Origin of the sequence: Pseudoalteromonas sp. SK18, assembly GCF_001974855.1 — a bacterium.
Classification (GTDB): domain Bacteria; phylum Pseudomonadota; class Gammaproteobacteria; order Enterobacterales; family Alteromonadaceae; genus Pseudoalteromonas.
This window is the reverse complement of the sequence record NZ_MTQB01000011.1, coordinates 103324-115731: the sequence shown is the minus strand read 5'-3', so window position 1 is coordinate 115731 and position 12408 is coordinate 103324. Positions and strand designations below refer to the sequence as shown.

At 39.2% G+C, this 12408-nt stretch carries 11 protein-coding genes and 1 tRNA gene; 8 read left to right on the top strand and 4 right to left on the bottom strand.

The window, feature by feature from the left end:
• Positions 1-168 precede the first annotated feature (168 nt).
• On the bottom strand, positions 169-1179 hold the full coding sequence (gene ansA, locus BW139_RS10265; protein ID WP_076919580.1) for an asparaginase: 1011 nt from the start codon (positions 1177-1179) through the stop codon (positions 169-171).
• Between the two features lie 70 nt (positions 1180-1249).
• A complete protein-coding gene (gene sppA, locus BW139_RS10260) occupies positions 1250-3115 on the bottom strand; it encodes a signal peptide peptidase SppA (protein ID WP_076919579.1) in 1866 nt (621 codons plus the stop codon).
• A 297-nt stretch (positions 3116-3412) separates the two neighbouring features.
• Here sppA and BW139_RS10255 point away from each other — a divergent pair, with 297 nt between their 5' ends.
• The 7 genes from BW139_RS10255 (at position 3413) to BW139_RS10225 (ending at position 8699) form a co-directional block, all read left to right on the top strand.
• Positions 3413-5374, top strand: coding sequence for an FAD-dependent oxidoreductase (locus tag BW139_RS10255; protein WP_076919578.1), 1962 nt, complete (start codon positions 3413-3415; stop codon positions 5372-5374).
• Between the two features lie 88 nt (positions 5375-5462).
• The gene (locus tag BW139_RS10250) at positions 5463-6146 is read left to right on the top strand and encodes a DoxX family protein (protein WP_076919577.1); all 684 of its coding nucleotides are present in this window, start codon (positions 5463-5465) and stop codon (positions 6144-6146) included.
• A gap of 116 nt (positions 6147-6262) precedes the next feature.
• Complete coding sequence (locus tag BW139_RS10245; RefSeq protein WP_076919576.1) at positions 6263-6811, top strand: NAD(P)H nitroreductase; 549 nt, start codon at positions 6263-6265, stop codon at positions 6809-6811.
• A gap of 203 nt (positions 6812-7014) precedes the next feature.
• Positions 7015-7392 (top strand): hypothetical protein, encoded by a 378-nt coding sequence (locus BW139_RS10240; protein WP_076919583.1) that lies wholly within the window; start codon positions 7015-7017, stop codon positions 7390-7392.
• A 91-nt stretch (positions 7393-7483) separates the two neighbouring features.
• Positions 7484-7574 (top strand) — tRNA-Ser (locus tag BW139_RS10235).
• Positions 7575-7688: 114 nt separating this feature from the next.
• The gene (locus tag BW139_RS10230) at positions 7689-8012 is read left to right on the top strand and encodes a hypothetical protein (protein ID WP_008112465.1); all 324 of its coding nucleotides are present in this window, start codon (positions 7689-7691) and stop codon (positions 8010-8012) included.
• Between the two features lie 69 nt (positions 8013-8081).
• Positions 8082-8699: an FKBP-type peptidyl-prolyl cis-trans isomerase gene (locus BW139_RS10225; RefSeq protein WP_008112467.1), complete on the top strand. Its 618-nt coding sequence runs from the start codon at positions 8082-8084 to the stop codon at positions 8697-8699.
• Positions 8700-8788: 89 nt separating this feature from the next.
• Here BW139_RS10225 and BW139_RS10220 read toward each other — a convergent pair whose 3' ends face one another.
• A complete protein-coding gene (locus tag BW139_RS10220; RefSeq protein WP_076919575.1) occupies positions 8789-11179 on the bottom strand; it encodes a TonB-dependent receptor in 2391 nt (796 codons plus the stop codon).
• 172 nt (positions 11180-11351) lie between these two features.
• Positions 11352-11741 carry a YkgJ family cysteine cluster protein gene (locus tag BW139_RS10215; protein ID WP_076919574.1) on the bottom strand — a complete coding sequence of 130 codons (390 nt, stop codon included), beginning with the start codon at positions 11739-11741 and terminating at the stop codon, positions 11352-11354.
• A 204-nt stretch (positions 11742-11945) separates the two neighbouring features.
• On the opposite strand from BW139_RS10215, the gene BW139_RS10210 reads away from it, so the two are divergent.
• Positions 11946-12371, top strand: a complete 426-nt coding sequence (locus BW139_RS10210) for a tetratricopeptide repeat protein (RefSeq protein WP_175611407.1) — start codon at positions 11946-11948, stop codon at positions 12369-12371.
• Positions 12372-12408 lie beyond the last annotated feature (37 nt).

Here is a 12408-nt window from a genome sequence, read left to right as displayed (position 1 = left end):
AAAATGAGCTTCTTCTTGTTACCAGAAAGGCGAGAAGACAGGAGCTACCCAAGATGGGTAAAACCAAAGCCAAAGAAGTATCCGACTAAAAAGAAAAATGCCAGTCAGCTTAACTGACTGGCATTACGCTATTAAGCGTCCTTTTTTGTTATTCGTTTAGCTGAACACCTAACGAGTTAACTCACCACGCAAGTTATCTTGCATTAAATGGCGAATCGTTTCGACCTCTAAATTTTGACTAAAAAGATAATGCAGTTTAGTTAAACACGCTTCTAAGGTCATATCAAAACCACTGATCACGCCTATGTTTAACAGCGCATTACCTGTGGCGTATCCGCCCATATTTACTTGGCCTTTTAGGCATTGAGTGAGGTTTGTGATAATAACGCCGCGCTTACTTGCCTCATCAAGGATATCTAAAAACTCAGGGTCTTGCGGTGCATTACCAACACCAAAACTTAGCAATACCAGCGCTTTAATATTGCCATTAACTAAGCTTTTAACCACTTCTTTGCTGATCCCCGGGTACAAATACAACACACCAATGGCTTGAGGAGTAATCGGTGTAACTTGTAATTCATTTTCTACATACGGGCTTAATTGCCCTTTTATCAGTTGAATATTAATGCCAGATAGCGCTAATGGTTCTAAATTAGGTGAGGCAAATGCATCAAATCCATCGGCATGGGCTTTAGTTGCACGATTACCTCTGAACAACTGATTATTAAAAAACAAACTGACTTCTGCTATCGGGTAGTTAGCGGCTAAATACATGGCATTAAGTAAGTTTACTTGGCCATCTGAGCGCAATTGTGAGAGCGGAATTTGTGAGCCGGTTACAATAATAGGTTTTGTTAAGTTTTCAAACATAAACGACAAAGCTGATGCAGTATAGGCCATGGTATCTGTACCATGCAGCACTACAAAGCCGTCGTAATCTTGGTACTTACTTTTTATGTCATCAGCAATAAGTTGCCAGTGGGCAGGAGACATATCTGAAGAGTCAATGAGTGGGCAGTACTCATGAATATCGAACAATGGCATTTCTTCACGATTAAATTCTGCGTTATTAACCACGGTTTCGGTTAAAAACCCTTCGGCAGGAATATAGCCGCGGATTGATTTTTTCATTCCTATAGTACCGCCAGTATAAGCGATATAAATGCGTTTACGTTTCATAAAAAAAGCCCAGTAAAAAAACTGGGCTTAGTATAACGCTAAGTGCTAATCAATACAGCCTGTTAGGGCATTATTGTGCAACTGTACACTCTAAACAGCGCGCATAAACACCTTGTGGATCGTTATAATCTTTCAGGTTTTCTACTTCGCTGCTTAATTGCTTAATCACAGTTTGCAGATTAGCTTGGCTAGCTAATACCGCTGATTTTTGTGTTTCAAGTCCAAGTACAGATTTAACCGCGGCGCTACCAAAAATATCTTGAAGCATTTTTTCTTGCGGGCTAAGCGATTGTTTAATTGTTTTAACTTCATAGAAGTTAAGCTTAGCAAGTTCGGCAGCCGCTTTGATAGCGTCTTGCTTGTTACCTAATTTATCAACTAAACCAAGCTCTTGTGCTTGAGATGCAATCCAAACTCGACCTTGGGCAATTTTATCAACTTGCTCTGGGGTCATATTACGTGCATCGGCAACCACATTTAAAAAACGCTCGTAAGCTTCTTCAACACTCATTTGAATCACTTGTGCCATTTTTTCATTTAATGGGCGAGTGATTGAAAAACCGGCCATTTCTGTAGTGGCTACGCCATCAGAGTAAACACCGATTTTAGCTAAGGTATCTTCAAAGGTCATAAAGGTACCAAACACACCGATAGAACCGGTAATTGTACTCGGTGCAGCCCAAATTTCATTTGCCGCTGATGCAATCCAATAACCACCTGATGCAGCGACTGAACTCATTGAAGCGATAACAGGTTTACCTGCGGCTTTAAGCGCCAATACTTCGGCACGAATAACTTCAGAAGCAAACATGCTGCCACCGCCAGAGTCAATACGCAGTACGACTGCTTTGACTTTGTCATCAAGGCGTGCCTTGCGTAATAGCGCAGCTGTTGAATCACCGCCAATCTCACCGGCACGACGTTCACCGTCTACAATGGTCCCTTTCGCTACAACAACAGCCACTTTTTCTGTCATCGGGTTATCAAATGCAATAGGCGGTTTAACTAAGCTTAAGTATTCACCAAAAGACACTTGTTTAAATGTTTTACCGTCTTCTTCAGCGCCAACTAGATCAATTAACTGCTGACGAATTTGTTGATTAGTTTTAAGTGAATCAACCCATTGGTTATCCAATGCGTATTTACCAGCATCCCCATTGGCTGCCTGCATTTTGGCTAAATAGGTATCCATTGTTTCATCAAAATTCGATTCGTCAAATGGGCGCACGGCACTTACATCTTGCTTATATTGCTTCCACAAAGCACCTAACCATACGCTGTTAGCTTCTTTGGCAGCTTCTGACATATCATTTCTGATGAAAGGTTCAACCGCTGATTTAAATGTACCTACACGAAATATATGCTGCGTGACCTCTAATTTTTCTAATGCTTCTTTAAAGTAAAGCGGGTACATACCGTAGCCTTCAATCATCACACTCCCGTAAGGGTGCATAGCAATTTCGTCTGCATGCGCAGCAATATAATATTGTGCTTGGGTGTAATAATAGCCTGAGGCAATTACTTTTTTACCTGTTTCTTTAAATGCATCAATTGCATGAGTAATTTGCTTAAGCTTATTTAAGTGCGCTTTTGGCATTTCTTGTAGATCAAGTAAGATAGCACTAATGCGTGAATCTTGTGCCGCTTCATTGATTACTTCAATTATATCATCAAGTAATATTTCAGTAGGCGTATCGGCACTTGCAGTTGCATCATTTATGGCCGCCTCAACAGGATCTATGTAGGTTTTTTCTTCTACAATAGGGCCATTGAGGTTGAGCCTGAGGACTGAGCCCTCTTCGACAATGATTTTATCGCCGTCACTTGATATTGAGACAATGAAAATGATAACCAAAAATAAAAATAATAAGTTTAGTACTAAACGACGCGAGAAGTTAATCCCTGTCCATATACCTTTAAATACCTTCGCTATCAAAATAGCTCCTTAAATTCGTACAGCTAAAACGTTATTGCCATAGTAGCTTAGAATATAAATTAATTTAACTGCTAAATCGTAACGAAACATTTATAAATTCAATTACACTTATGATTATATGAATGTTTATGCCACTTTTAGCCGTGTTGTAGTATTAACGGTTATACATAAAATGACCGTATTTAGGTTAGTTTAAATTAAAAATTTTAAGTTTAAGCTGCTCATATATTGCTTATTCTGCGTCATTAACGCAAAATTGAACAAACACACAGGTTAGACCAGTTATTGGGGCACAGGATGTTAGAACAAAAACTAGAACTAAAACACACACAACTACGCAACCGTTTAGTAATGGGATCAATGCACACCGGCCTTGAAGAAGGTTGGCACAATCGTAAACGTCTTCGTGCTTTTTATGAAGCACGTGCCAAAGGTGGCACTGCGATGCTTATTACTGGGGGTTATAGCCCTAATTTACGCGGTAAGCTCACGCCTATCTCTTCATCATTCAATAGTTATTACGACGTATTTAAACATCGCGCGTATACGCAAGCAGTTCACCAACATGGTGGAAAAATATGTTTGCAGTTATTACATGCAGGGCGTTATGCTTATCACCCTTTTAATCAAGCACCGAGTGCTATTAAAGCACCAATTAATCCTTACAAGCCAAAGGCAATGTCTTTAAGCTCAATTAATAAAACGATTAAAGACTTTGCTCATTCTGCTTATTTAGCCGAAAAAGCCGGTTACGATGGCGTAGAAGTAATGGGCTCAGAAGGTTATTTGATTAATGAGTTTATGGCACCGCACACTAATAAACGAGATGATGAATTTGGTGGCAGCCTTGAAAACAGAATGCGTTTAGCCGTTGAAATTGTAAAAGCGGTGAGAGCGAAAGTATCGGATAAATTTTTAATTATTTTTAGACTCTCTGTGATTGATTTAATCCCTGATGGTTCAACTCCAGATGAAGTAACACAACAAGCAATTGCACTTGAAAAAGCGGGTGTTGATATTTTTAATACCGGTATTGGTTGGCATGAAGCGCGCGTACCGACAATTGCTAGTATGGTACCTCCGGGTGCGTTTAAAGAAGCGTCAAAGCGCTTGAAAGATGTTATTAGCGTGCCTGTTATTGCGGTAAACCGTATTAATACCCCAGAGATTGCCAATGATATTTTAAATGCGGGTGAAGCTGATTTAATTTCTATGGCCCGTCCATTATTAGCCGATCCAGAATTTTTTAATAAATACGCGGCGAAGCAGTCTGAGCATATTAATATTTGTATTGGTTGTAACCAAGGCTGTTTAGATCATGTATTTAAAGGTAAGCGGGCTACCTGTTTAGTTAATCCACAAGCCGGTTTCGAGCTTGATTACCCGCTAGAAAAAGCAGAGAAAGCTAAAAACGTATTAGTGGTTGGCGCTGGACCTGCAGGGTTATCGTCTAGCTGTTATTTAGCGCAAAAAGGGCACAATGTAACTCTGATTGATCAAAAGCAGCACATGGGTGGTCAATTCAATTTAGCCATGCAAATACCTGGTAAAGAAGACTTTAACCATACATTGGCTTACTTCACTAACGAACTTAAGCGTCTCAATGTAACCATTGAGTTAGGTAAAGCATTTGATGACAGTATGCTAACGCAGTTTGATGATGTGGTATTTGCAACTGGCGTAAGACCGCGTGAAGCTACGATTAAGTGCAGCGATGATAAGCGTGTTTTTGCCTACGATGAAGTGATCCGCGGTGAAGTCGAGCTAGGCAATTCTATCGCTATACTCGGTGCAGGCGGTATTGGTTTTGATATGGTGGCATTTTTAAGTGAGCATAAGTCACAAAGCATCAGCGACTTTAAAACTCAGTGGGGCATAGAGTGTGAAGCTCAACCGCATAAAGATGAACGTCAGCTTTACATGCTAAAACGCAGTGCAGGGCGCTTTGGCGGGGACTTAGGTAAAACAACTGGTTGGATCCACCGTCAAGTTGCCAAACAGCATGGTGTTAAACAAATTGCAGATTGCCAATACCACAGTTTTGATAAAAACGGCCTTACTATTAGTGTTGCTGGTGAAACTCAAGTACTGCCAGTTGATACGGTTATTGCCTGTATTGGTCAAGTGTCTAACGACGAGTTATTTAAGGCGCAAGCTGAGAACGCCAAAGTACATGTTATTGGTGGCGCTAAACTCGCTGCTGCTATTGATGCTAAACGCGCAATCTTTGAAGCGTTACAAGTAGCAAGGGATATTTAATGTTTAAGTGTGAAATAATTTAATCCTGTGCACGGTCATGTTTGTTTATAGTCCATACCTTAATAAACAATGAACATACAGAGTGCGCATGAAAAAATTAATTACGCTTTATGACAATATTAAGGGTAAATTATCTTTATTAGATGGTTTACCTGCTTTGCTTTTTCGCTTGATTTTAGCGCCTGTTATGATTATCGCAGGCTATAATAAACTCGCAATAAGCGGTGATACCAATGGTTTTTTTAATCATTTTTTAGCCTCTGATGATGTCGTTCAGTGGTTTGGTAATAGTGAGTGGGGTTTAGGATTACCATTTCCTGATTTGCTGGCCTTTTTAGCAGGTTGGAGTGAGTTTTTAGGAGGTTGGTTTTTACTTATTGGTTTATTTACGCGTTTAGTGAGTATTCCACTGATGTTCACAATGGTGGTTGCAGCAACAACGGTACACTGGCATAACGGCTGGTTTGCTATAGCGCCAACAAATCCACAAACAAGTGCAGCCCAAGTACTTGATTGGCTATCAATCCCCGGTGCCAAAGACAGCCTTGAAAACTCAATAGAAGTAAAAGTCCGCATAGATAAAATTAGCAGCTTAGTGCAAGAGTACGGCTTTGCAGATTACTTATATGAAAAAGGAAAACCAGCAATACTAAATAATGGCATCGAATTTTCTGCTATTTATTTTGCCGTGTTACTGAGTTTATTTTTTACGGGAGGTGGGCGTTTTGTAAGCCTAGATTATTGGTTTAAACGCGATACCTTACATCAATAGCTAATAGCATATAAACACTCGCATCATTAATTTTATCTGCTTGATAGTTTTGACCTACAGTGTTTATTTTTTACTTATAAATGTTACTCTTACGTTTTGAATTTTGAGAGCACACTATGGATGCTATTGAGCTTTTATTAAGCCGTCAATCTGATGCAAAGTTGACAGAGCCAGGCCCTAATGAAGAACAATTAAACATTATTCAGCAGGCTGGTCTGAGAGTGCCCGATCATGGCTGTATTGCACCGTGGCAATATATTATTGTTCAGGGTGATGCGCGTCATAAGTTGGGTGAAATTTATTATCAAAGCGCTTTAGCAGAGCAGCAGGCCGAAAAAGTAATTAATCGCGCTAAGGAGTTACCGCTTAGAGCCCCAATGATTATTATTGCGATTGCAAAATATCAACCACACCCAAAAGTGCCTAGAATTGAACAAGTACAAAGTGCAGGTTGTGGCGTATTGGCTATGCAACAAGCCGCATTTGCACAAGGTTTAGGCGGTATTTGGCGCACGGGTTACTTTGCACAAAGCCTAAGTGTTAAACAAGCACTTAACTTAAGTGATGATGATGAAATCGTGGGTTATTTGTATTTAGGGACGCCTGCAATCGAATGTAAAAAGTCACCGAGGCACAAGCCAGAAAACTTTTTTAGTTTTTTGTAAAAATAGTATGAACTTTTTATATTCAATATAGTCATAATTCATTAAGTTAATCGTGTTACACTACAGCGGTTAATATTGTAGCTGCGAGAAGCGCACGGAAGCACCATACGCAATAAATCTTCTTCAGTTTGTTTTTTAATCGGTTGTTTTTTGGTAATGTATGGAAAGTCTTACCAATAATAACGATAAAGAAGACGAAAATGATGGGAAATTTATTTTTACGCGAAAAAGAAAACTGGTTTGCTTGGTCAATCTGGGGTGTTGTTGGCGCGCTTGCGACATTTTATGTTGCAATGAGCACTCAAGCTGAGCATTTTATTGCTGCTACAGCAATAGGTGTGCTGGTATTGCTAACATGGTGGATGCAACAGTCGAAACGATTTGATTTTGGCAGAGCCTTTAAAATATGTTGTTATGTTTTATTGTTCACCGTACTGCCTTCATTTATATTGGTTGTGATCCCAAGTGATGATTTTAATCGCTTCGATTTGATATTCCAAAGTATTGCATTTTTAACAGCCAGCTTATTGGTATGTTTAGTGTGCTCTTGGATTGCTCGTAGGCCTAAACAATATTATTAGTAACTAAAACGGTTAAAATTAACTATTTAGCTGGTTTTATTAAAATAGGGCTTTACAAGCTAAGCGTATGATCTTATTATGCGCGCCGTACGGAGAGATGGCAGAGTGGTCGAATGCACCGGTCTTGAAAACCGGCAGGGGTTTATAGCCCCTCTAGGGTTCAAATCCCTATCTCTCCACCATTATTTAAAAAACCGCCTTATTGGCGGTTTTTTGCTATCTGGAGCTTTATCATGTCACAGTCCCCGGAGTTATCCTTTTCTAAACGTTTACTTAAGCACATCCTGCTATGGACTGTGTTTGGTTATTGTTACCAAAGTGCCATATCGTTATTACAAAAAATGGCTATTGATGCTTATCCAGACGATGCACTGATGATGACCTTATTATATGCCGTAGGGTTTAATATTTTATCGGCGCATTTAATCACAAAATACGATCATTTTTGGCCAGTATGGGGCGCGTTTTATATTGGCATTATTGGTTTAGTGGCTGTGCCTCTTTTGCTGGTCGGTGTGGCCGGATTGTTGTCGATGAGCTTACTTGTTGGAATTTTGCTCAGTTTACCTGTATGTACCTTTGCTATTGGTTTAATTAAAGAAAAACTCAATAAAAACTAGCCCCAAACGGCTTTTATTTTGTGATAGCATATACGGGTCTTTTAACTAACAAAACGTGAATAACACATTATGTCAGATAATTTTACTACAGATGCTGAAAAAGCAAGTTACGGTATTGGCTTACAAATGGGTGAGCAACTTAAGGCTAACCCTTTTGAAGGTTTAAACTTAAATTCAGTATTTGAAGGCATGAAAGATGCGTATGCAGGCAGTGCTTTTCAAGTAGAGATCCCTGAGATCCAAGCTGCGTTTGAGAAAATTAACGAAGAGATCCAAGCTCGTCGTGAAGAAGAAGCTAAAGTATTGGCTGCTGAAGGCATTGCATTTTTAGAAGAAAACGCAAAACGTCCTGAAATCACAGTAACTGAGTCAGGTCTTCAGTACGAAGTACTTGCAACAGGTGAAGGCGAGAAGCCAACTGCAGAGTCTACAGTACGTGTTGATTACCACGGTACTTTAGTAAACGGTACTGTTTTTGATAGCTCATACGAGCGCGGTCAACCTGCTGAATTCCCAGTAGGTGGCGTGATCAAAGGTTGGACTGAAGCATTACAAATGATGCCAGTAGGTACAAAATGGCGTTTATACGTTCCTCATGAGCTTGCTTATGGTGAACGTGGTGCCGGTGCAGCAATCGCACCTTACTCAACACTTGTATTTGACGTTGAGTTACACGCAATTCTTTAATTAGAACGCACATAACATTTTAGTTATGAAAAAACCGCATTCATTAATTTGAATGCGGTTTTTTATTGTCTCTTTAAACTTATCTCGGTTTAAAAGTAGCCTCTCACTCCAAATTGGAAATTACGTCCAGGGAGTGGCGCCGTGTCTTTAATAAACGAGCTATGTACAAAGCCAAGTTCATCAGTAATGTTATCAATACTCAAGTAGAGCTGTGTATCCACTGCACCTAAATCAAGCTGATAATTGGCTTGTAAATCAATCAATGTATAGCCATCTGTTGCTGTTTCGTATGCACTAATATCATTTTGCTCAAAGTAATGTGTTCCTGTTAAGGTAAATTGTGCGCTACCTAGAGTGTATTGCAGTTCTGAACCCAATTTATTAGCAGGAATGCGTGGTAAATTACCTTCATTATCTTTTAGCTTGGCACGAGTTGAGTCACCAAATACTTTTACCATGGCGCTGGGGTTTATTTGATAATGTACATCAAATTCAAAACCATACAGCTCAGCATCTTTACTAGTAAATTGATAAACATCAATCGCATCGCTGTGACCACTGGTTGCAGCTTCAAAACCATCCATTTCATCAAACACTAATCCTGTGTTTTGCTGATAATAAAAGTTTTTAATATCGTTATAGAAAAAGTTTACGGTGTAACCAAAGTCACCGCTAAAACGACGTAAACTGATATCCAGGTTGGTTGATGTTTCTTGTTTAATTTCTTCAGGCTCAAAATGCGCTTCGTTACCTTCAATATGGTAACCCAAACCAAGTTCGTAAGTCCCTGTGGCAACATGAACACCGTTAGAAAGTAACTCAGCTGAAAGTGGCGCTCGCTCTGAATGTGACAAGCTAACAGCTAGGTTATGACTTGGCATATACTCCCAAATCGCACCCGCTGAGGCGCTTAAATTAGTAAAGCTCTGCGTGTAGTTAATTGTTTCATCTGTTGATACAGGTTCGTCATCATGGCTGTGTTGATGCGTATCTACATCACTTTTAATATCATAATCTTCTAAACGGGCACCAAGCTCTATAGTGACATCGCCAAAGGTACGCTCTTCAAGTAAATATAACGCATGTGTTGTTGTAATACTTGCGGGCGTAAAGGCTTCTTCGCCAATCGCATCATAATCAGATTCGCTGTAGTGATAACCAATCATGCCATGCCATTGGCCTAACTGGTGCTCTAGGTTTAAACGTGCTTCAGTGGTTTCATTACTAAAAGTGGTGCCAATTGCGCCATCTTCAATTTCACTATGGGTATAGTCTGTGTAACCAAGGCGAAGGTTAATAGATTCAATCCAGTTGTCATGAAATGAATAACTGACCAGCCCTTGCCAACGGTCTTGTTCTAAATGAGCATAAACAGGGGTTTCTTCATGTTCTTCACCTAAGTGTTCTTCATGCTCGTCTTCTTCTTCATGACCATGCCCATGATCATGTGAATGGCCAGGAATACCATAATCTGTTTCTATATTGCCGTATGAAAAGCCAACGGTTAAATGGTCACCCACATAACTCGTACCAAAATTAACTGTTTCACTGTCTATAAAGGTATTTTCAACTGAAGTCGCTGTTTCTTCATCACCTTCAACATGCAGTTCACCTTCTTCATGTTCATCTGGTAAGTTAAAACGAGGTGTTTGGTAATCATCACCGCTGCGTTTAGTACCATCAAAATGGAAATTAAAGTTATTGCTGCCAGTTTCTAGTTTTGCAGCGTAGGTATTCGCATTTGAAACAGTATCGTGTGTGTATTGCGCAGCTCCAGATAGAGACTCAATATTATTAGTTGGAATACGGTTATCAACCACATTCACTACACCGCCAATAGCGCCAGAGCCATAAAGTAGGGTGCTTGGGCCACGTAATACTTCAATTTGCTCAGCCGCTAAGCTATCACTTGATGTCGCGTGATCAGGTCCAATGCGAGACGCATCGCTACTATCTAAACCATTTTGAGTAATTTTAACCCTAGGACCACCTAGGCCGCGAATAATCGGGCTTGAAGAAACAGGGCCAAAATAACTGGCATTGACACCAGGAATGCCTTTAAGTGTTTCACCTAGGGTGGGTTTGGCTTTATTTTTAAGTTCATCACCTGATAGAACACTCACCGGTGAAATCATTTCTAAGCTATTTTTATGCAGTGCCGAGGCATATACAACAACAGTTTCAACTGAAGAGGGCTTTAATGTTACATTAATTGTATTGTCTGTATTTTCAAGCGATATGCGTGAGTCTTGGTAATTATCTTTACTAATATGTAATTGGCTTTTAGCATCTATATCGATACTAAACTGACCTTGTGCATTACTTTGTACACTTTGTGACTTACCATGAACATGAATCGTCGCATTGGCAATGGGTTGCTTGTTTGCATCTGTTACTGTGCCATTAATCGTCGCTGCTAGTGCAGAGTGAGAACACAAAACAGACAGTAGTGCTGAGGATATGAGTGTTAGCTTAGTCATAATTACTTCAATTCGTGGTTGTTATGTTGTGATATAATATAACACTACAAAATTGCGCTATCAACAATGTTATACTATAACTTTTAAATTTGCGTTGAATGACAAAAAAATAGCGATAAATTAAAAATAGCAGCTCAATATGACAGTTCATGTATTTGTTATATGTATTAGTTTAAGAGCGACTATCTATCATTAGTATGTCTAACGTCTTTTGCGCTTTAAAATGATTTTGTTTATCGGCAGGCTCAAGCATTTCACAGCCATCGTTTATCATTTCTGAAATTAAGCTAGGGTAGTGTCGGCAATCTTGGGGGCGGTCATGATAAATACTGCAGGTGTATTTATCTTTCTCTTGTGGAAATGTTTTACTGGCAAGCTCTAAAAATGGGCATTGTGTTAATTGCTCACCTGTTTTTGGATCAAACCATAGCTTATCGTTTTTAACATATTGAAATATCTCAGGGTTAAATAGTGCCCACATTTCAATTTCTTGCTGATTTGTATCTAAATTTGCTGCACCATATTTAGTGCAGCACTTACCACATTGATTGCAATTTTGCATAGGGTAGATATTGACTGTTGCTATTAAAAGTAAGTATTAAGTGTAGCACTCTAATGTCGGCGTGATTCAATTAAACAGCTTTTTATCGCTTATAATACTTTTGTAACAACGTATCGCTTAATAATAATGTACTATTAGGTATATATTTCGAATACGGCGCTCTTAAAAACTCAAAAAGGCGCGTTAATAAGGTAGCGAGTAATTATGAATACTAAAGTATACAAAGCGGTTCACGATTTGGCGGAAAAGCTGATGGCAGCGGCTAATAAAAATGATACTAAACAGTTTGAATCTTTATATGCTGAGCTAAAAGATATTTGTATTGAAAACGAAAATACAGCGAAAGATCACCCTGTTCAGTGGGAAACATTGGCTGATTTCACCGAAGAGCTAGAAGAAGCTATCGAGACTTACGAAAAAGCGTTACAGAAGTCGATAGAAATTAATAACAAAGATCATATGTCGTCTGTTGCCTTTTCTATGGCTACTTTACAGCTTGAGCTGGGTGATAAAGAAGCGGCAATTAAAAATCTGCAAGATGCTAAAATCAGTGCGAATAAAATTGAAGACAAAGAATTAAAATCAGAGATCCATGATTTATTAGAGTCTTTGGTTGAAGAAGAAGGTTAAGCTCATTTAGCGTAATTTAAAAGCATAGTAATAAACT